The sequence below is a fragment of the Chryseobacterium kimseyorum genome, from assembly GCF_025971945.1.
Lineage (GTDB): Bacteria > Bacteroidota > Bacteroidia > Flavobacteriales > Weeksellaceae > Chryseobacterium > Chryseobacterium kimseyorum.
The window spans coordinates 124,875-143,043 of sequence record NZ_JAPDHW010000004.1 but is presented as its reverse complement, the minus strand read 5'-3'; the positions used below and the strand labels follow the sequence as shown (position 1 = coordinate 143,043).

Annotated in this window: 24 protein-coding genes; 12 read left to right on the top strand and 12 right to left on the bottom strand. The window is 35.5% G+C overall.

All coding sequences use genetic code 11. The features are described from left to right. Positions 1 to 96 precede the first annotated feature (96 nt). Entirely contained in the window at positions 97 to 288 is a 192-nt protein-coding gene (locus OMO38_RS07295) for a hypothetical protein (protein ID WP_264749543.1), read from the top strand. A gap of 109 nt (positions 289 to 397) precedes the next feature. Here the strand turns inward: OMO38_RS07295 and ggt are convergent, their stop codons facing one another. Then, the gene (gene ggt / locus OMO38_RS07290; protein ID WP_264749542.1) at positions 398 to 2,083 is read right to left on the bottom strand and encodes a gamma-glutamyltransferase; all 1,686 of its coding nucleotides are present in this window, start codon (positions 2,081 to 2,083) and stop codon (positions 398 to 400) included. A 160-nt stretch (positions 2,084 to 2,243) separates the two neighbouring features. On the opposite strand from ggt, the gene OMO38_RS07285 reads away from it, so the two are divergent. Then, positions 2,244 to 3,209: an NAD-dependent epimerase/dehydratase family protein gene (locus OMO38_RS07285; RefSeq protein WP_264749541.1), complete on the top strand. Its 966-nt coding sequence runs from the start codon at positions 2,244 to 2,246 to the stop codon at positions 3,207 to 3,209. An 84-nt stretch (positions 3,210 to 3,293) separates the two neighbouring features. Next, the gene (locus OMO38_RS07280; protein ID WP_264749540.1) at positions 3,294 to 4,046 is read left to right on the top strand and encodes a polysaccharide deacetylase family protein; all 753 of its coding nucleotides are present in this window, start codon (positions 3,294 to 3,296) and stop codon (positions 4,044 to 4,046) included. On the opposite strand, the gene OMO38_RS07275 is transcribed toward OMO38_RS07280, so the two are convergent. From OMO38_RS07275 to OMO38_RS07265, 3 genes are all read right to left on the bottom strand, one after another. Further along, positions 4,034 to 4,348: a hypothetical protein gene (locus OMO38_RS07275; RefSeq protein ID WP_264749539.1), complete on the bottom strand. Its 315-nt coding sequence runs from the start codon at positions 4,346 to 4,348 to the stop codon at positions 4,034 to 4,036. The two genes, OMO38_RS07280 and OMO38_RS07275, sit on opposite strands and share 13 nt — an antisense overlap. Before the next feature lie 26 nt (positions 4,349 to 4,374). Beyond that, complete coding sequence (locus OMO38_RS07270; protein ID WP_264749538.1) at positions 4,375 to 5,580, bottom strand: metallophosphoesterase; 1,206 nt, start codon at positions 5,578 to 5,580, stop codon at positions 4,375 to 4,377. A 73-nt stretch (positions 5,581 to 5,653) separates the two neighbouring features. Then, entirely contained in the window at positions 5,654 to 6,721 is a 1,068-nt protein-coding gene (locus OMO38_RS07265) for a 3-oxoacyl-ACP synthase III family protein (RefSeq protein ID WP_264749537.1), read from the bottom strand. Positions 6,722 to 6,821: 100 nt separating this feature from the next. On the opposite strand from OMO38_RS07265, the gene OMO38_RS07260 reads away from it, so the two are divergent. The 6 genes from OMO38_RS07260 (at position 6,822) to rny (ending at position 11,425) form a co-directional block, all read left to right on the top strand. After that, positions 6,822 to 7,391, top strand: a complete 570-nt coding sequence (locus OMO38_RS07260; RefSeq protein ID WP_264749536.1) for a hypothetical protein — start codon at positions 6,822 to 6,824, stop codon at positions 7,389 to 7,391. Then, positions 7,388 to 8,119 carry a bifunctional demethylmenaquinone methyltransferase/2-methoxy-6-polyprenyl-1,4-benzoquinol methylase UbiE gene (ubiE, locus tag OMO38_RS07255; protein ID WP_264749535.1) on the top strand — a complete coding sequence of 244 codons (732 nt, stop codon included), beginning with the start codon at positions 7,388 to 7,390 and terminating at the stop codon, positions 8,117 to 8,119. The genes OMO38_RS07260 and ubiE overlap by 4 nt, the downstream gene beginning before the upstream one ends. 3 nt (positions 8,120 to 8,122) lie before the next feature. Next, positions 8,123 to 8,905: a type IX secretion/gliding motility protein PorT/SprT gene (porT, locus tag OMO38_RS07250; protein WP_264749534.1), complete on the top strand. Its 783-nt coding sequence runs from the start codon at positions 8,123 to 8,125 to the stop codon at positions 8,903 to 8,905. Between the two features lie 138 nt (positions 8,906 to 9,043). Further along, complete coding sequence (locus OMO38_RS07245) at positions 9,044 to 9,346, top strand: hypothetical protein (protein WP_059123884.1); 303 nt, start codon at positions 9,044 to 9,046, stop codon at positions 9,344 to 9,346. After that, positions 9,346 to 9,633 carry a cell division protein ZapA gene (locus tag OMO38_RS07240; RefSeq protein ID WP_229984527.1) on the top strand — a complete coding sequence of 96 codons (288 nt, stop codon included), beginning with the start codon at positions 9,346 to 9,348 and terminating at the stop codon, positions 9,631 to 9,633. The genes OMO38_RS07245 and OMO38_RS07240 overlap by 1 nt, the downstream gene beginning before the upstream one ends. A gap of 223 nt (positions 9,634 to 9,856) precedes the next feature. Next, positions 9,857 to 11,425 (top strand): ribonuclease Y, encoded by a 1,569-nt coding sequence (gene rny / locus OMO38_RS07235; protein WP_264749533.1) that lies wholly within the window; start codon positions 9,857 to 9,859, stop codon positions 11,423 to 11,425. A 73-nt stretch (positions 11,426 to 11,498) separates the two neighbouring features. Here rny and OMO38_RS07230 read toward each other — a convergent pair whose 3' ends face one another. From OMO38_RS07230 to OMO38_RS07215, 4 genes are read right to left on the bottom strand one after another with little or no spacing between them, the layout of a single operon-like run. Continuing rightward, entirely contained in the window at positions 11,499 to 11,957 is a 459-nt protein-coding gene (locus OMO38_RS07230; protein ID WP_264749532.1) for a hypothetical protein, read from the bottom strand. 10 nt (positions 11,958 to 11,967) lie between these two features. Then, positions 11,968 to 12,246 carry a sugar phosphate isomerase/epimerase family protein gene (locus OMO38_RS07225; RefSeq protein ID WP_264749531.1) on the bottom strand — a complete coding sequence of 93 codons (279 nt, stop codon included), beginning with the start codon at positions 12,244 to 12,246 and terminating at the stop codon, positions 11,968 to 11,970. Further along, on the bottom strand, positions 12,210 to 12,839 hold the full coding sequence (locus OMO38_RS07220; protein ID WP_264749530.1) for a sugar phosphate isomerase/epimerase family protein: 630 nt from the start codon (positions 12,837 to 12,839) through the stop codon (positions 12,210 to 12,212). The genes OMO38_RS07225 and OMO38_RS07220 overlap by 37 nt, the downstream gene beginning before the upstream one ends. Before the next feature lie 8 nt (positions 12,840 to 12,847). Beyond that, entirely contained in the window at positions 12,848 to 13,315 is a 468-nt protein-coding gene (locus OMO38_RS07215; RefSeq protein WP_264749529.1) for an acyl-CoA thioesterase, read from the bottom strand. 137 nt (positions 13,316 to 13,452) lie between these two features. Between OMO38_RS07215 and OMO38_RS07210 the strand changes: the two genes are divergently transcribed. After that, complete coding sequence (locus tag OMO38_RS07210) at positions 13,453 to 13,809, top strand: arsenate reductase family protein (protein WP_129534108.1); 357 nt, start codon at positions 13,453 to 13,455, stop codon at positions 13,807 to 13,809. Positions 13,810 to 13,906: 97 nt separating this feature from the next. Here OMO38_RS07210 and gcvT read toward each other — a convergent pair whose 3' ends face one another. Genes gcvT through idi form a run of 3 tightly spaced genes read right to left on the bottom strand, consistent with a single transcriptional unit; the run spans position 13,907 to position 15,985 of the window. Beyond that, on the bottom strand, positions 13,907 to 14,983 hold the full coding sequence (gene gcvT, locus OMO38_RS07205) for a glycine cleavage system aminomethyltransferase GcvT (RefSeq protein ID WP_264749528.1): 1,077 nt from the start codon (positions 14,981 to 14,983) through the stop codon (positions 13,907 to 13,909). A gap of 8 nt (positions 14,984 to 14,991) precedes the next feature. Continuing rightward, the gene (locus OMO38_RS07200; RefSeq protein WP_264749527.1) at positions 14,992 to 15,468 is read right to left on the bottom strand and encodes a hypothetical protein; all 477 of its coding nucleotides are present in this window, start codon (positions 15,466 to 15,468) and stop codon (positions 14,992 to 14,994) included. 7 nt (positions 15,469 to 15,475) lie between these two features. Then, positions 15,476 to 15,985 (bottom strand): isopentenyl-diphosphate Delta-isomerase, encoded by a 510-nt coding sequence (gene idi, locus OMO38_RS07195; protein ID WP_264749526.1) that lies wholly within the window; start codon positions 15,983 to 15,985, stop codon positions 15,476 to 15,478. Between the two features lie 239 nt (positions 15,986 to 16,224). Here idi and OMO38_RS07190 point away from each other — a divergent pair, with 239 nt between their 5' ends. Together OMO38_RS07190 and OMO38_RS07185 are read left to right on the top strand one after the other, a co-directional pair. After that, positions 16,225 to 16,626 carry an LNS2 domain-containing protein gene (locus tag OMO38_RS07190; RefSeq protein ID WP_264749525.1) on the top strand — a complete coding sequence of 134 codons (402 nt, stop codon included), beginning with the start codon at positions 16,225 to 16,227 and terminating at the stop codon, positions 16,624 to 16,626. 81 nt (positions 16,627 to 16,707) lie between these two features. Then, positions 16,708 to 17,667: a D-2-hydroxyacid dehydrogenase gene (locus tag OMO38_RS07185; protein ID WP_264749524.1), complete on the top strand. Its 960-nt coding sequence runs from the start codon at positions 16,708 to 16,710 to the stop codon at positions 17,665 to 17,667. A 54-nt stretch (positions 17,668 to 17,721) separates the two neighbouring features. Here the strand turns inward: OMO38_RS07185 and mscL are convergent, their stop codons facing one another. Next, complete coding sequence (mscL, locus tag OMO38_RS07180; RefSeq protein WP_264749523.1) at positions 17,722 to 18,111, bottom strand: large conductance mechanosensitive channel protein MscL; 390 nt, start codon at positions 18,109 to 18,111, stop codon at positions 17,722 to 17,724. Positions 18,112 to 18,169 lie beyond the last annotated feature (58 nt).

The window sequence follows — 18,169 nt, the reverse complement described above, 5'->3', positions numbered from 1 at the left end:
AAATATTCTGTTGGGATGTAAGAATATTGTTTTAGGAAGCAGAAATACTCATTTTAGGATGTAAAAATATGCTTTTAGGAAGCAGGAATACTGATTATGGAAGCAGGAATATTGTATTGGGATACAAGAATACTCTTTGAGGAAGCAAGAATGTTGATTTGGAATGCAAGAATATTAAGTTGCGAAGCAAGAATACTCTTTTGGGCATCAAGAATGTTGATTTGGGAAGCGAGAATATTCGTTTGGGAAGCAACAATGTTGTATTGGGAAGCAGGAATATTATTTTAGAAAGTCAGATTTTAAAAGCAGGTCCATAACCGCGTTTAAAGATATATTAAAAAACAACCTTCAAGGTTTTCAAAACCTTGAAGGTTTATATAATTCATTTTTATAAAATTTATTCCACTGCTACAGAATCATCGCCACGGCCGTCTGCTACTGCATGGATGGTGCCATTGCTGTCTATGGTAATCATTTCTGTCTTACCGATATGCTCCCATCTTTCAGCTTTGTAACCTAAGTTTTCCAAATCCTTGATCGTTGTTTCAGGGAAATTTTTTTCAAATGCTACAGTTTCTGGAAGCCACTGATGATGAAATTTTGGAGCATTTACTGAGACGTTGGCATTCTGTTTAAAATCTACAATATTAACAATCGACTGATAGACTGATGTAGGAATGGTAGTTCCCCCGGGAGTTCCCACAACCATGTAGGGTTTTCCGTCTTTCAGTAAAATTGTGGGCGTCATTGATGACAGCATTCTTTTATTGGGTTGTATGGCGTTGGCTTCTCCACCAACTGCACCAAACATATTCGGAACACCTGGCTTTACAGAGAAATCATCCATCTCGTTATTCAGAAAAAATCCTGCTTGGGAGACAACAACTTTGCTCCCGTACAAACCATTTAACGTGGTGGTTACAGATGCTGCGTTTCCATCCTTATCAATGACAGAAATGTGCGTGGTTTCGGTAGATTCTTTAGGTTGTTTAATAATTTTACCGACTTCCGAACTTGAAGTCGCTTTATTAAAACTAAAGCTTTTCCATCTGTTTTTTAAATATTCATCTGAAATCAAATGAGATGTTTTATCCTGAATAAAATCGGGGTCACCCATAAATTCAGCTCGGTCTGCAAAAGCTCTTCTTTCGGCTTCAACCATTATCTGGACAGCCTTTGTGGAGTTTTGCTGATATTTTTCTAAGTTTTCATAGCTTGCCATTTTCAGCATCTGCGCCAGAAGAACTCCACCACTTGAAGGCAGAGGCATAGAAACGATCTGGCTTCCTTTATAATCGAACTCTAAAGCTTTTCTGGTGGCAACCTTATAGTTCTTAAGATCTTCCAAAGTGATAATTCCGTTTCCTTTTTTCATTTCGGCAACGATTAGTTCTGCATTTTTACCTTCGTAAAATCCTTTTGCTCCGAGTTTTTGAATCAGTTTCAGTGTTTCAGCCAACTGTTTCTGAACTAAAAGATCTCCCGCTTTCCACGGCATACTTTTTACAAAAACGGAAGAAGAAGTATTGTGTTTCTGAAATTTTTCTCTCTGAGAATTCAGCATATTGGCTTCCATTTCGGTGATCGCAAATCCCTTTTCCGCCAAATCTATAGCAGGCTGAATGATTTTTTCCATAGGCAGTTTACAGTAAGGAAGTGTCGCAAAAAAACCAGCCACGCTGCCGGGAATTCCTACGGCCAGTCTCCCATTTTGAGACAGATCTGTATTTGCATTGCCTTTTTTGTCGAGATACATATCTCTTGAAGCTTTTTTTGGGGCTGTTTCACGATAGTCAATGGTGAATTTTTCACCGTTATTCTTTACGCCAACCAAGAATCCGCCGCCGCCGATATTTCCAGCCTGAGGATAAACCACCGCCAGGGCATATTGTGTTGCCACAATGGCATCGTAGGCATTTCCCCCCATTTTTAAGACTTGAGCTCCTGCTTCACTGGCAAGAGGATGAGCAGAAACAACGACTCCTTTATTTTTTACTTTCACTTCTTTTACAATGTTAATGTCTGTGTACTGGGCGTTAACAAGTGATGAAGCGAGCAGAAGTGTGAATAGTATTTTTTTCATTACGAAAATTGAAGTTTAATGATATAAAATGTAGTGCTAAATTGGTTTATAACCTGTGGTTAATTTTTATGACAAAAATTATATTCGAATTTACAATTTTGTTTTCTTATAGTAGTCAAAATCTCTATTTTTGCTTTTACTCATCATATAAAAATAAAAAATGGAATCCTATACGGAAAAAATTCTCATCACAGGAGCTTTGGGTCAGATAGGCACAGAGCTTACCAACAGACTTGTAGAAATTCACGGAGCAGATAATGTAGTCGCTTCCGGACTTGACAGATACCAAAAAGGCATAACTTCAGCCGGTCATTACGAAAGAATGGATGTTACCAATACTCAACTGGTAAAGCAGGTGATTAAGGATTATGAAATTACCACTGTTTATCATCTGGCATCATTACTATCCGGAACTTCAGAAAAACAACCGGTTTTTGCATGGAAACTGAATCTTGAACCACTTCTTCATTTTTGTGAGATGGCAAAAGAAGGTCTTCTTCAGAAGATTTTCTGGCCGAGTTCTATTGCTGTATTCGGTAAAGGAATTCCTAAAAATGATGTAGCTCAGGATGTAGTTTTAAATCCTACAACGGTGTATGGAATTTCAAAAATGGCAGGTGAAAAATGGTGCGAATATTATTTCGATAAATATGGAGTTGATGTTCGAAGCATCCGATATCCCGGTTTGATCTCATGGAAAACTCCGGCGGGTGGTGGTACCACAGATTACGCGGTAGAGATTTTTTATGAAGCAGTGGAAGAGGGGAAATACACTAGTTTTATTTCTGAAGATACTGCAATGCCGATGTTGTATATGGATGATGCCATTAATGCAACATTGAAATTAATGGAAGCTCCCAAAGAAAATTTAACAGTAAGATCTTCGTATAATTTAGGTGGAATGTCTTTCACTCCAAAACAATTGGCAAAGGAAATTAAGAAAGAAATTCCAGAATTTGAGATCGATTATAAACCGGATTTCAGACAGGCAATTGCAGATTCATGGCCATCGTCAATTGATGATTCTGTTGCTAAAAAAGACTGGAATCTGTCTTACGATTTCGGGATTTCTGAAATGTCAAAAGATATGATTAAAAATCTAAAAGTGAAATTAAATAAAAAATAAGAATGTCAAGTTTAACTTTAATTAGATTTATATTTAACATCTGATTATTAATTATTTATAAATTTTAATTTAAAATTACTTTAAATGGTATTATTAACCTTTAATGTTATGAATATTGAATCTGAGACTCGAAACGGGTCTCAGATTACTGATATGGAGAGGCTGGAAATCACCATAGCCAATACAAAATCAGTACTTAGAATTTTAGATATTCATGAAGTGAAGGCAAGTTTTTTTATTGAAATTTCGATTGTAGAAAAACTTAAAAATCTGCTTAAAGCAATTTCTGCGCAAGGGCATGAAATTGCTTTTTACAATAAAAATTCTTCCGCATCTCAAATTGAAGAAACCAAAAAATCAATGGAAGAATTTCTTGATAAACAGATCAGGGGTATTCGTCAGAAAGAATTTAAGATTAGCGAAAACGATCTGAAATTAATGGGATTTAACTATATCTCAAACATTGATCATGCAGACATTCTGTTTCCTTTTAAACGCCTGAAAAGAGATTCTGAAATTAGTGAGGAAAACGGAATCAGTATTGTTCCGGAGAGTATCTCGCCATACAGCCAACTTCCATATAATGATTTTGTGTTTCAGACACTGCCAATGAAATATTATCAGAATATGGTTTTTGAGACGCTGAAAAATGATGATTTTGTTTTGGTATACCTTGATGTCTGGCAGTTCACCGATGTGAAGAAATATCAGTTTAAAGTACCATTCTACAGAAGGTATAACTGCGGTAAAAAAATGGAAGATAAACTGGAAGATTTCCTGGCCTGGATTAATGAAAAAGAGCTGGCGACATCACGGATGAAGGATTATATATTTTGATTGTTTATATCAGTATTACGACCTTCTTCTAAAAATTTAATCACTGCCTCATTTGCCAATCTTTCAGCCGGACCTTTTATATTTCGCTCACTGTATTTAGATAAAGCCAGTTGCTGGATGTCTTTTGCAAGAGAGCGCAAATAAACACTCCCACGGCTATGATATTCATTTAATTCTAGACTTTCTAGTCTGATCAGCATATTGAAGCCAACAAATGACAGATTGCAGCTTACGTCAATGTAGTAATCTGTGTTATCACTTAGAAAAAACCAGGATTTAGATTCAAAATCAATTATTTTCATACGTGATATAATTTTAAGGAGTTAATTTATGAAAGTTCAAAAAGAGTAATCTCAGGCAATACCCCAACTCTTCCCGGATATCCTAAAACTCCGAAACCACGGTTCACATAAAGCATTTTCCCTTCACTTTCATACAGATCCGCCCATTTTGGGTAACGGTACTGCACTGGTGACCATTTAATGTTTTTCAGGTCTAACCCAAACTGCATTCCATGCGTATGACCGGAAAGTGTCAAACTGATGTCTGCGGGATGTTTTTTAACCACGTAATCGAAGTGAGTAGGGTCGTGGCTCATTAATATTTTTGCTGCGTTTTGCGGTATCCCTTCCAAAGCTTTATCTATTTTCCCAAATTGTGGAAAAGGTTTTAATCCCCAGTTTTCCACACCTAAAATATATAATTTCTCTCCGTTTCTGTCGATTGCCCGGTGTTCGTTCATCAGCATATCAAAACCTGCCTGCTTTTCATAATCGATCAGCGCATCAAGATTTATCTTTTTTGCGTTTGGTGATTCCCATGACACATAATCTCCGTAATCATGATTTCCTAACACGGCAAACTTACCATCTTTTGCTTTTATTTTAGAAAAAAGAGGTATAAATGGTTTGAATTCATCAGAAACATTGTTGACCATGTCTCCGGTAAATAAAACCAAATCCGCGTCCTGTTCGTTCATTAACTCAATCGCGTGCTCCAATTTACTGGGGTCAGAGAAACTTCCGCTGTGAACGTCTGAAATCTGAATGATTTTGTATCCTTTGAAGCTTTTGGGAAGGTTTTTAATTTTTACTTTAACTTTCCTTACGGTATGTCTGTACTTTCCAAAAGTAATTCCGTCAATAAATAAGGCAGAAAGAACACCGCCCAGACCAAGTCCCATAATGCTCAGGAACTTTCTTCTTTCCGGAAAGAAGTTTTCTGCAGGCCTCGTTAAACCTACCAAATAACCTCCGGTTCTGAAAATGTCGTCAATGAGTAAAAATAATACGATGAAAATCTTAGGTAAAATAAAAACCAAAAATAGTGAGATCATAATCTGAGCTCTCATCGTACTTCTGTCTGATCTCTGGAAATGGGAAACTTCGTATGCGAAGAATCCGTAGATAGCCAGAGATAAAATACAGTATCCTGCCTTCATCCATGAGTTGTCAGTTAAAGTTCTTATTGCCTGATAGATATAAACTTCAAGAAACAGGAAGATAGCAGCTATTATTAAAAAATTTCTTTGCATAACTGAGTTTTAAAAAAGCACAAAAGAAAAAATCCTCTGTGCTTTTTAATATTTTTTAAATTAAATTTTAGTCTTAAGGAAATTTATAAACGATCGCATTGATGTTCATTCCGGCACCTACCGACGTCATCACAATGTTCCCTTTATCTTTAAACGAATGACCGTCCATTTTTCCTTTAATTATTAAATCAAACATGGTTGGAATGGTGGCAACAGAAGAATTTCCAAACTCCTGAATCGTCATCGGTGAGATTGCATGATCATAATCTTTCACATCATAAAGTTTGTGAAGTCTTTCAATCATAGCATAATCCATCTTTGCATTCGCCTGATGAATTAAAATTTTATCAATGTCTTCAATGGAAAGCCCTGCATCTTCAATAGTTTCTTTGATTGCAGTGGGAACGTTTTTGAGTGCGTATTCGTAGATTTTTCTACCCATCATTCTGATGTAAAGCTTCTGATCGTCAAAATCTTTGTTGATAGAAGCACCATTTCTTAAATATTCCAGCTCTGGACCGTTGTCGCAGATTGTATTGTGAGAGATAATTCCGACGTTTTCTTCGTCAGTTGCTTTTACCACAACTGCGCCGGCACCGTCTGCAAAAATCATTTTATTTCTGTCGTAAGGATCGGTTACTCGGCTTAAAGTTTCTGCACCAACTACCAAAATAGTTTTTGCTACTCCTGCTTTAATAAGATTGTCTGCTAAAATCATTGCCTCAACCCAACCAGGACAGCCGAATATCATATCATAGGTAATACATTTTCTGTTTTTAATGCCTAAATGATTCTTAACTCTGCCGGCCATATTTGGCATAAAGCTCGCTGCGCCATTGGTTCCCACTTCTCCGAAGTTACTCGCGTAGATAATATAATCTAAATCTTCACCGTCAACGTTTGCATCTTCCAGAGCAATTTTTGAAGCTTCGTAACCTATCTTTGAATTTGAAGTGTCGTCTTCAATGTATCTTCTGTTCTCAATTTCCGTAATTTCTACAAATTTTGAGATGATTTCTTCTGTTGGCTTATCTATTTTTTCGCCTTCATCGGTATAGAATTCAGAATTTAGAAAATAATCTCTACCAATAACTCTGTTAGGAATGTAAGATCCAGAACCAATAATGATCGTATTCGGCATTCGTTTAAATGATTTTATAAAGATGCAAAGTTAATAATTAATATTAATAAGAAAGAATTAAAAATATTATTAAATTTGCAAAAATTGTGCTTTACAATCTATGAAAAACAATCCGTCCTTAAAAGGGTTACTTATAGCATCTGCAGTCTTTATACTTGCTTTTGGAGTGTACTTCTTTTTCTTAGCTAAAAAAAATTATTACCTCGTAGATAATCCTACTCCCAATACGTATTTTTATAAGATTAATAATGGTTCGGAAGGGATTATATCAGCTGGACAGTACGTTACGGTTGACCTTAAAAAGGGTAAAAATTCAATCAAAGTTTTTGATCAGAATAAGAAATTATTATACGATTCTGCATTTGAAGTGAACAAAATAAGAGGTCTTATCAACATTGCTCATAAGGATTATTACGTTAATCGTCAATTTTATGGGTACAATCTTAAAAAAGATTCATTACTTTTGGCGTTGGATAAAACCATCATAGACGGAAAACCGTATTTTGGAGGTGCAAAACATTTCAATAAGCTTTATACAGAAGACTTTTACTATAATGTAGATGAAGACTATGATCAACTGATAAAGAATATTGATAAAGTAGAATCCCGCTCAAAGATCTTCAGAAAACAAGATTACCTTAATTATTATAAAGAATATTACAAGTTTTGACAAACGATATCAACAAAGTAACACCCTACAACTCTGAGGCTACGAAAAAAAGCCAGGTAGAGGATATGTTCGACAATATAGCACCAAAATACGATTTGCTGAACCATGCATTATCTATGAAAATAGATGTTCTGTGGAGAAATAAACTGGTGAAGATGATGAAGGAGGATGCACCTCAGGAAGTTCTTGATGTAGCTACCGGAACCGGCGATTTGGCAATTGCAGTGGAGAAAGGAACCAATGCAAAAGTAGTTGGTTTAGATTTATCGCAACAAATGTTAAATGTTGGCGTTATTAAAATAAAAAAACTTAAATTAGACGGCAAAATTTCTATGCAGAAAGGGGATGCAGAAAATTTACCTTTCGAGGACAATAGATTTGATGCTGTTTCCGTTGCATTTGGAGTAAGGAATTTTGAAAACCTTACCAAAGGTTTGGCAGAGCTGAGAAGGGTAGTGAAAGAAAACAAGAGTGTATACATTCTTGAGTTCTCAAAAGTAGAGGGTTTTTTGGGACCGTTTTATATGTTTTATTTCAAAAATATATTACCGGCAATCGGAAGATTGGTTTCTAAAGACAACAGGGCGTATACTTATCTTCCGGATTCTGTAAATGCTTTTCCGTTTGGAGAAAAAATGAGACAAATACTTTTAGATACAGGATTCAAAAAAGTAGAATATAAAAAATTAAGTTTAGGTATAGCCACAATTTATAAAGCAACAAAATAACCTATGAATAAATTTCTATTAAAAGCTCTGGTTTTAGCCTCAGTTAGTATTGCAAGTTTTGCAGATGCTCAATTTAGAACTCGTAACAGGATGGATAAGCTGGAGGACTTTGACCAGCAGAAATTCAGTTGGGGTTTCTTTTTAAACGGAAATAGACTAGACTACCGCATCGTTCTTCACCCAAGATATGGGATGAACGGAAATCAGAATCTTGTTACTTCAAAAGAAAGTATCAGTTTTGGTGCAGGTCTTATCACAAAATTCAGATTAAATGATTATCTGGATGTGAGAGTAGAGCCAGGTTTGCAGTTTGCTCAAAGACAGTTAGATTTCAATACTCAATATAATGACGTTTACCAAAATGGTAATCCTCAGAACCCTCCCTTTACACCAATTGGTTTGACTGATAAAGACAGAGTGAGAGAAATTAAATCTACTTTAGTAGACGTACCTGTTTTATTAGAATTACATGGTGAAAGGTGGTACAATTCAAGACCTTATATCGCAGCTGGGGTAAACTATATCGTGAATCTACAGTCAAATTCTGATTCAGAAGATGATAACCAACAGCAGGTTTTCAGATCGACAACGCACAACTTTGCGTGGTCTGCAGAGATGGGAATTCAGTTCTATTTTAATAAATTTAAACTGACTCCTGCTATCAGAGGTACTTTCTTTATGAACAACGAAATGGTAGCTGATAATGCAACGACGCCGCCTTATTGGTCTGCTGCAGTATCTACTTTACAGACAAGAGCTGTAATGTTTGTTTTGAAATTTGAGTAATATAATAAAAATTTAATATAGGAAGGAGGTGCTTTGGCATCTCCTTTTTGTTTTTAGTCAAAATATAGAGACTTTTATTTTTGTTAGTCTTTTTATTTTCATATTTTTGCTATTAGTTAGAATATTTAGAAACCTGAAATGCTTCAAGAATTAGAAAACAATTTTTCAGAACTGGAAAAAAAGATTTTGAACCTTCATAAAAGTCATCAAAATCTTTCTGAAAAGTTATCAGAGTTGAATAAAGAGCATGAAGACTTGAAGAAGAAATATGATGAGGAGAGAAAGAAAAATCAGGTATTAGCAGAAGAACAGAAAAATATAAAATTGTATTCGGCAATATCAGGAAATCCTGAACACAACAGACTCATGAAAAACCATATCAACAGATTGGTGAAAGAAGTAGACTTTTGTATTGCACAGCTTCAAAACAGTGGACTATAATGGAGGTAAGGAGAATAACCATCAACATTGCAGGAAGAGTATATCCGCTGAATGTACCCGCAGCAGAGGAAGAAACTCTACGCAAAGTGGGGAAGCAGATTGAAAATATGATTAAAGATTTTGAACAGAATTTCGATGTGAGAGATAAACAGGATGCTTTGGCAATGTGTGCCCTTAAACTGGGAACCAATGCAGAAGTGGTATCTATGAACTACGAAAAAAATATAAATTCAACCAACGAAAGATTAGCAAAAATTAATCAGACGTTGAATGAAGTTGGAAAATAAAATTTTTCCGCAAAAAACTGCCTACAGTAATTCTAACACATTAAGGTAAACTCAACACTAAACAATTAATGTTCGAAAGTCTTTTCAATGGCGTGCTGCATTACGCAGATTACAGAGAGAAGGAATCAGATCAAATCGTGGAGATCAGGAGTTTACTCTAAATCACTGAATTATTGTAGGTTTTTTTATTTTTAAATTTAGACAATTAAAACTCAATATATATATGACAACAGCCATAATAGTCGGCGTTATTTGTTTAGTAATAGGTGCTGTTTTAGGAATGGTATTTTCTAAAAGCTCTCTCAATGCTAAAGGCAAATTTATTATAGACGATGCAACAAAAAATGCCGAAAATCTTATAGAAAAAGCTAACGTACAAGCCGAATCCATAAAGAAAGAAAAAAATCTTCAGGCCAAAGAAAAGTTTCTTGAACTGAAATCTCAGCACGATGCAGACATTCAGTCTCGTGAAAGAAAAATGCAGGAGGGCGAAAAAAGAGTAAAAGACAAAGAAAACAAACTTAATGACGAACTGAGCAAAGCTGGCAAACTTGAAAAAGATTTAGACAGACAGATTGCTGATTACGCTAAGAAAACCGAAATTTTAGAAAGAAAGCAGCAAGAGTTAGACTCTGCAACTTCTAAGAAAGTTGAAATGCTTGAAAAAATCTCAAACTATACCGCAGAAGAAGCAAAATCTGAATTGGTAGAAACGATGAGAGCTGAAGCTAAAACAAGAGCTCAGGCACATGTTCAGAGCATCATGGAAGAAGCTCAGCTGAATGCTAAAAGTGAAGCCAGAAAAATCGTTATACAGACTATTCAGAGAATCGGTACCGAGCAGGCAATAGAAAATTCAGTATCTGTATTTAACATCGAATCTGACGAAGTAAAAGGTAGAATTATCGGTAGAGAAGGTAGAAATATCCGTGCTTTAGAAGCGATGACAGGTGTTGAAATTATTGTAGATGATACCCCAGAGGCTATTCTTCTTTCATGTTTCGATCCTGTTAGAAGAGAGATCGCAAGATTGTCACTTCACAGATTGGTTACAGACGGTAGAATTCACCCTGCCAGAATCGAAGAAGTTGTAGAGAAAACCAAAAAAATGATTGAAGAAGAGATCATTGAAGTCGGTAAAAGAACGATCATCGATCTAGGAATCCACGGTTTACACCCAGAGTTGGTGAAAATCGTTGGTAGAATGAAATACCGTTCGTCTTACGGACAAAACCTTCTTCAGCACTCAAGAGAAGTAGCCAATATTGCTGCTACAATGGCTGCAGAATTAGGATTGAATGTAAAAATGGCTAAAAGAGCAGGTCTTTTACACGATATCGGAAAAGTTCCTGAGCAGGAATCTGAACTTCCTCACGCTTTATTAGGAATGCAGTGGGCAGAGAAATACGGTGAAAACCCAGAAGTAATCAATGCTATTGGAGCTCACCACGACGAAGTGGAAATGACTTCATTGCTGTCGCCAATTATTCAGGTTGCCGATGCAATTTCAGGAGCAAGACCTGGAGCAAGACGTCAGGTTTTAGAATCTTATATTCAGAGATTGAAAGACCTTGAAGCTGCCGCTTTAAGTTTTGAAGGAGTTTCTAGTGCATACGCAATTCAGGCTGGTAGAGAACTTAGAGTAATGGTAGAAAGCGGGAAAGTAAATGACGAAATCGCTTCTCAGCTATCTTATGACATCTCAGAAAAAATTCAGAATGAATTGACATATCCGGGACAGGTAAGAGTTACGGTAATCAGAGAAACAAGAGCTGTAAACATCGCAAGATAATTCAGTTTTACCATAAATAAAGAGTCCTTTCAGAGAAATTTGAAAGGATTTTTTTATGAAATAAGTTGGGAAATTAATCTTTTACAATTCTGGATGCAGATTTTAGTTCACGTTTACTATTGAGATAGAATTTAAAAATTTGAATGTCGTATCGCTTCAAATCATCAATAAAAGAGTTTTTTGAGTTGTTGCTGTTTTCTGTTTCGTCTGAGGTATAGGTGAAATTTTCAGCGAATGTTAACTGATGAAATTTTTCTGACGAACATTTCAGTCCGTACATATTTCTACATCTTGCGTTTCCATTACTGTCAGTTACTGATGCAGTTCCCACTTCGATTGACTGGCAATTAAATTTAATTTGATTCCTGCTCAAATTATTGTCGATCTCTACGTTTGAAGCATATAAAATACTGTCAGTTTCAACAGTTTTTTCGCAGTCACACTTGTTATTAGAATTAGAGAAAGCGCTTACTTTATTTTCTTTGCATGAAAGAGTTAAAACTGTGACGAGAAGTAAATAAATCTTTTTCATCTGGCGTTATTTATTTAAAGAAAAAGGTGTTATCCTCTATGTACTTTGTGCTCATCAAAAGACTCTCAAAAATATCCTTATCACTGGAATCCTGTTCTACAAACCAGTAATCTAAACCTGCCTTTTTTCTGGCTTCAAAAATACTTTTAAAATCAATGGTTCCGTTGCCAACTTCTGCAAAATTTTCTGTGCCTTTCTGCATATCTTTTACATGCCATAGAGGAAATCTTCCAGGATATTTATCAAAATACTTTAGAGGATCGAATCCAGCTTTTGTAATCCAGTACAAATCCAATTCCATTTTAACCAAATCCGGTGAGGTGCTTCTAAAATAAAATCATAGAAATTTTTCTGATCATCCATTTTCAGAAATTCAAAATCATGATTGTGATAGGCCAGTTGTACTTCGGCTTTTTTAGATATGGTGGCAGCATTTTCCAGGACTTCAGGAAGCTTGCGGTAATTTTCAAGACTTCTTTCTGCTTCAGGTAGATAAGAACAGACAGCATATTTTGCACCTAAATAATTCAGATCATCCAAAGTATTTTCCCAGTTCTTTAAAAGTGTTCCGGCTTCTTTATCGGTCATTCCGGTACGGTGATGCGAGCTGACAACCTGTAAACCCGTATTTTTTAGAATTGTCAGGAACTCATTTTTGTTTTTACCAAAAAAAGTTCCGTTGTAACTGTAAATTTCAAGGTCTTTAAAACCTAAAGCAGCAATTTTTTCTAAAGCTGTCTCAATATTTTTTGAAATGGCTCCCCGGACGGTGTAAAGCTGTACTCCCAAACGTTTTTCTTTTCCTACAGACTGTGTTATTCCGCAAGAATATAATCCCAGAAAACCCAGTGATGATAGTTTTAAAAAATCTGATCTCTGCATGATCTATTTTAAAGAAAAGGTTTCATTTCATCTTCAATCTGTGTACGTAATTCCATCAGACGTTTTGCATACATTTCCTGCTGTTTTTCTTCTTCTGTTTCAGGAATCCACTTTGGAACCGGAAGTTTTTTGCCGTTCTCGTCTACAGCAACAAATACTATAATGCAGTGTGTTTTCTTATCAAATGTCGGTTGTTTAAGGTTTCTGGAGAAGACATTGATAGAAATATGCATACTCGAAGAACCTGTATAGATTACTTTTGCTTCCACCTGAACAATTTCACCGATTTTGATCGGCTCATAAAAACGGATTCCACCCACATACACTGTCACAGAATAATTTCCACTCCATGTGGTCGCGCACGCATATCCGGCCTGATCAATCCATTTCATAACACTTCCACCATGTACATTTCCTCCGTAATTGACATCTGAAGGCTCAGAAATGAACTGAAAACTAATCGGCTTATTATCCATTTTTTTTAAATTTTAATAAAGATATTCATTAAATATTAGAAAGTGAAAATAAATAGGTCTTTTTCCATATAAAAGTGGTATCTTGTAATAATATCCAATTTGGAGTGAATTTTAAAAAATAATTAATTAATATATAGATGAAGAAAGTATTTTATCTTAATAGTTGTGACACATGCAGAAAAATTTTAGCAAAATTTGATCTGAGAGACTGGGAGATGCGCGAAATAAAAAAGGAGCCTATCACACAGGAAGAAGTGGAAGCAATGCATAAAATCACCAATTCTTACGAGGATTTGTTCAGTAAAAAATCAACCCAGATTAAATTAAGAGAACTTGATTTGAAAACGATGGGTGAAGACGATTTCAAAGAACTGCTGTTAGATCACTACACGTTCCTGAAGCGTCCTGTTTTCCTTACTGATACGGAGATTTTCATAGGAAATGACAAGAAGAACATTGAGAATTTAAGAGCTCATTTTAACGGAAATAATTAAGATTTTTTCTGTCAGAAAAAGTAAAAAACCACAGAGAAATCTGTGGTTTTTTGAATTTATAAAGTGTCAGCTAAAGCTAACTGTAAATAGCAATATGCTAAACGAAAGGCATCTTTACCACTTTCGCAGGAATATTTTTGTTTCTAACCTGAATAAAAATTTCGGTTCCCAATTTAAAATGTGGTTTATCAACATATGCGATTCCCAATCCAATCTTTTTCATCGGAGACTGCGTTCCTGAAGTCACTTTTCCGATTACATTACCGTCAGCATCCACCACAGGATAATCATGTCTTGGAACTCCTTTGTCAGTCAGTTCAAAACCAACTAATTTTCTGGTAACTCCTTCTTCTTTTTGTTTTGCGAAAGTTTCTTTTGATACAAAATCTTTATCAAATTTTGTAATCCATCCTAATCCTGCTTCGATTGGAGAAGTGGTATCATCGATATCCATTCCGTAAAGGCAGAATCCTTTTTCAAGTCTTAAAGTGTCTCTGGCAGCCAATCCGCAAGGAATAATTCCTTCTTCAGCACCTGCTTCAATAATGGCATCCCAAAGCTGTTCTGCATTTTCATTTTTGAAATAAATCTCAAAGCCACCGCTTCCGGTGTAACCGGTGTTTGAAATTATCACCTCGCTCACTCCGGCTACTGAACCAACTGTGAAATGGTAATAAGGAATTTCAGATAGATTAGTCTCAGTCAATTTCTGAAGAATCTCTGTTGCTTTCGGACCCTGAATTGCCAATAAAGACATCTCGTCTGAAGCATTCGTCATTTTCGCTCCGAAAGTATTGTATTTTGAAATATGATTCCAGTCTTTTTCAATGTTTGAAGCATTTACCACAACAAAATATTTATCGTCTTCCATTTTGTAAACGATAAGATCATCCACAATTCCTCCATCTTCATTAGGAAGACAAGAATACTGCGCTTTTCCGTTTTCAAGAGCATCCAGATTGTTTGTTGTCACAAACTGAAGAAGTTCTTTGGAACCTGCACCTTCAATGAAAAACTGTCCCATGTGAGACACGTCAAATAATCCCGCTTTTTCTCTTACTGCAAAGTGTTCTTCCGTCACTCCGGAATATTGCACAGGCATATCAAATCCTGCGAAAGGTACTATTTTCGCTCCCAAAGAAACGTGTTTGTCGTACAATGCTGTTTTGTTCATTTTTATATTTATTTCTTGATTTTAAAACTGTCAAAAGTTTCATTAAAAACTTTCATGTAATTGCCGTTCCAGTATTTTGGCTGGCAGTTGATGCTTACAATATACAGATCTTTGTTTTTCTGATAAACTTTGGTGATCCAGAAAAGATTTTCTTTTTCATCAGTATATTCATAATAATATTCTGTGTAACCTCTTTTTCCGCTTCCGGTTTTTATTTTTTTCTCGTCATCCGAAGAATTGTAGAGTGCAAGAATAAATTTTTTGGTTTCTGTCTTTGGAAGTTCCAGATCGTGGTATTCAGAAATGGTAATAGCACCAATCTGATTGGTCGGGAAAATGTTGACAATGCCGTCATCGTTGGTTGCTTTCCAGGTATTGGGCATTGTGATCGAATAATTTTCACTGTCAAAAACTTCAGTGTGAGATTTTTGAGCAAACAGACTCATAGAAAATATGAGCGCAAAAAGAAATACTGTTTTTTTCATTATGTGTTTAAAAATTGTGTTTATATTCTTCCAAAATAATTTTAAACCATTCTGTAAACCGCTCCGGGTAATCTGATATTTCCTGATCGAGATCTTTCATAGAAATATATCGAACTTCCTCTACTTCATTATGATTTAAATTAAAATCAGCGCTGTAAGTTCCGGTAAATACATAATCAAGCTCATGCTCCCAAAGTCCGCCGCCTACATCTGCTTTATAGATAAAATTAAATTTTTCTGAAAGCTCAGTTTCAATTCCCAGTTCTTCTTTTAATCTTCGTTGGGCTCCATTCAGATAACTTTCTCCGTCGCGAGGATGAGAACAAACTGCATTCGTCCATTGACTGGGAGAGTGGTATTTCTCGGAAGCGCGCTTCTGCAACAGCATTTCGCCCTTATCATTAAATAAGAAAACAGAAAATGCGCGGTGAAGCAAACCATTGATATGAGCCTGCTGCTTTTCCATTAAACCCAAAACGGTATCTTCAGAATTTACTAAAACTACATATTCTTCCATTCCTACAAATTTAAGTTTTAATCGTCATTTCGTAAAATAATTGTTTAAAATTTTTAATATTTATGAAATATTGGCTTTTTTTTAGATAAAAAATATTCATTAATTTTATGAAAAATGCAATTAAACCATTGTTTTTAATGATTTAAAAATATTTTTATTGTTAAATTTTTAACATAAACTAAGATTAATACAAGTGTTTAATCAATATTGTGTAACTTTGCGCTTTAAAAATTTGAACGATGGAGCTAGATTATATTGAGCATATCAGTCCGATTCTGAAAGACGGAATTAAGAATTATCTGATCGATATCGACGGAACAATTACCGAAGATGTTCCGAACGAAGAGCCAGAGAGAATGGTTACCTGCGAGCCTTTTCCGGATGCGCTGGAAACGGTAAATAAATGGTACGATGAAGGTCATCAAATCTGTTTTTTCACCTCAAGAACTGAAAATCTAAAGCAGATTACCATCGACTGGTTAGACAAACATGGTTTCAAATATCACAGTGTTCTGTGTGGAAAACCAAGAGGCGGAAACTATCACTGGATCGACAATCATCTGGTGCGTGCTACAAGATACAAAGGGAAATTCACCGATTTGATTGAAAAACAGGTGACCATTGAAGTTTTTAAAGATTAAAATCTAACTGAAGATTTAAAAATTAAATTTACACTGCTGTATTTAATTTTTAAATCTTTCATTTTTAATATATAAATAGTTATGAAAGTTTTAGCAAACGATGGCTTAGACCAGTCTGGGATTGATGCATTAACGGCAAAAGGGTTTGAAGTAATTACCACAAAAGTTCCTCAGGAATTTTTGATCGATTACATTAATGAGCATAAAATCCGTACGATATTGGTGAGAAGTGCAACGCAGGTAAGAAAAGAATTGATTGACAGCTGTCCTTCGATTGAAATTATCGGTAGAGGTGGAGTGGGTATGGATAATATCGATGTAGACTATGCAAGAGGAAAGGGTATACATGTGATCAACACACCTTCTGCTTCTTCAGAATCGGTTGCTGAGTTGGTTTTCGCTCACTTATTTTCAGGTGCAAGATTTTTACAGGATTCGAACAGAAAAATGCCTTTGGTAGGTGATACAGAATTTGCTTCACTTAAAAAAGCATACGCCGCAGGTATTGAGCTGAAAGGGAAAACCATTGGTATTGTGGGGATGGGAAGAATCGGTCAGGAAGTTGCAAAAATTGCTTTAGGTCTTGGGATGAGAGTGATCGCTGCTGACAATATGATTGGTAAAGCAAGTATTAAAGTTACATTCTACAACAATCAATTCATCAATGTTGATATTGAAACAGAACCGTTACAGGAAGTTTTAAAACATTCAGATTTTATCACGCTTCACGTTCCTGCTCAAAAAGAAGGATTCATGATTGGTAAAAATGAATTTGACATTATGAAAGAAGGTGTGGCAATTGTCAACTGCTCAAGAGGCGGTGTGATTGACGAGGCTGCTCTAGTTGAAGCTTTAGATTCTGGGAAAGTAAAATTCGCAGGTCTTGATGTTTTCATTAACGAACCGACACCTTCAAAGGAAATTTTAAATCATTCTAAAATTTCTTTAACTCCTCACACTGGCGCTTCCACGTTAGAAGCTCAGGATAGAATCGGTCTTTCTCTGGCTGAGCAGATTTCAAGCATTTTACAGATTCACTAATGTTGAATTTATAGGGATAAGAAAAACGCCGCAAATTTTGCGGCGTTTTTTGTTTTATATATTGTTCTTTGTTTTCAGCAAATCTCTGATTTCCGTCAATAATTTTTGGTCTTCAGTAGGTCCTGCTGGAGCTTCAATCGGAGCATCTTCTTTTTTACTTAAACTTGCAATTCCCTTGATAAGCATAAATAAAACAAATGCTACAATTAAGAAACTGATGACCGAAGAAAGGAAGTTTCCATACTTCACACCGTTCCAGGAAAGTTCTGCAATGTTCTTTACATTTGCTTTTTCCAATGCAGGATTCAGCAAGAGAGGAGTGATTATATCATCAACGAATGATTTTACAATAGCACTAAAAGCTGCACCGATAATAACACCGACTGCAAGATCAACAACGTTTCCTTTAAAGGCAAAATCCTTAAAATCTTTAATAAATCCCATAATTTTTATTTTTTAAATGTTTTGCACAAAAGTATCATTTAAAAATAATAATATTAAA

Coding starts and splice junctions, on each gene's coding strand:
- OMO38_RS07200 (WP_264749527.1), bottom strand. CDS start 15,468: ATGAAAAAAACAGTATTTCTTTTTGCGCTCATATTTTCTATGAGTCTG.
- OMO38_RS07210 (WP_129534108.1), top strand. CDS start 13,453: ATGAAGAAAGTATTTTATCTTAATAGTTGTGACACATGCAGAAAAATT.
- OMO38_RS07240 (WP_229984527.1), top strand. CDS start 9,346: ATGGAGGTAAGGAGAATAACCATCAACATTGCAGGAAGAGTATATCCG.
- OMO38_RS07295 (WP_264749543.1), top strand. CDS start 97: ATGGAAGCAGGAATATTGTATTGGGATACAAGAATACTCTTTGAGGAA.
- OMO38_RS07275 (WP_264749539.1), bottom strand. CDS start 4,348: ATGAAAATAATTGATTTTGAATCTAAATCCTGGTTTTTTCTAAGTGAT.
- ggt (WP_264749542.1), bottom strand. CDS start 2,083: ATGAAAAAAATACTATTCACACTTCTGCTCGCTTCATCACTTGTTAAC.
- idi (WP_264749526.1), bottom strand. CDS start 15,985: ATGGAAGAATATGTAGTTTTAGTAAATTCTGAAGATACCGTTTTGGGT.
- gcvT (WP_264749528.1), bottom strand. CDS start 14,983: ATGAACAAAACAGCATTGTACGACAAACACGTTTCTTTGGGAGCGAAA.
- OMO38_RS07270 (WP_264749538.1), bottom strand. CDS start 5,580: ATGCAAAGAAATTTTTTAATAATAGCTGCTATCTTCCTGTTTCTTGAA.
- porT (WP_264749534.1), top strand. CDS start 8,123: ATGAATAAATTTCTATTAAAAGCTCTGGTTTTAGCCTCAGTTAGTATT.
- OMO38_RS07265 (WP_264749537.1), bottom strand. CDS start 6,721: ATGCCGAATACGATCATTATTGGTTCTGGATCTTACATTCCTAACAGA.
- OMO38_RS07215 (WP_264749529.1), bottom strand. CDS start 13,315: ATGGATAATAAGCCGATTAGTTTTCAGTTCATTTCTGAGCCTTCAGAT.
- OMO38_RS07220 (WP_264749530.1), bottom strand. CDS start 12,839: ATGCAGAGATCAGATTTTTTAAAACTATCATCACTGGGTTTTCTGGGA.
- rny (WP_264749533.1), top strand. CDS start 9,857: ATGACAACAGCCATAATAGTCGGCGTTATTTGTTTAGTAATAGGTGCT.
- OMO38_RS07190 (WP_264749525.1), top strand. CDS start 16,225: ATGGAGCTAGATTATATTGAGCATATCAGTCCGATTCTGAAAGACGGA.
- OMO38_RS07280 (WP_264749540.1), top strand. CDS start 3,294: ATGGTATTATTAACCTTTAATGTTATGAATATTGAATCTGAGACTCGA.
- mscL (WP_264749523.1), bottom strand. CDS start 18,111: ATGGGATTTATTAAAGATTTTAAGGATTTTGCCTTTAAAGGAAACGTT.
- OMO38_RS07185 (WP_264749524.1), top strand. CDS start 16,708: ATGAAAGTTTTAGCAAACGATGGCTTAGACCAGTCTGGGATTGATGCA.
- OMO38_RS07260 (WP_264749536.1), top strand. CDS start 6,822: ATGAAAAACAATCCGTCCTTAAAAGGGTTACTTATAGCATCTGCAGTC.
- OMO38_RS07230 (WP_264749532.1), bottom strand. CDS start 11,957: ATGAAAAAGATTTATTTACTTCTCGTCACAGTTTTAACTCTTTCATGC.
- OMO38_RS07245 (WP_059123884.1), top strand. CDS start 9,044: ATGCTTCAAGAATTAGAAAACAATTTTTCAGAACTGGAAAAAAAGATT.
- OMO38_RS07285 (WP_264749541.1), top strand. CDS start 2,244: ATGGAATCCTATACGGAAAAAATTCTCATCACAGGAGCTTTGGGTCAG.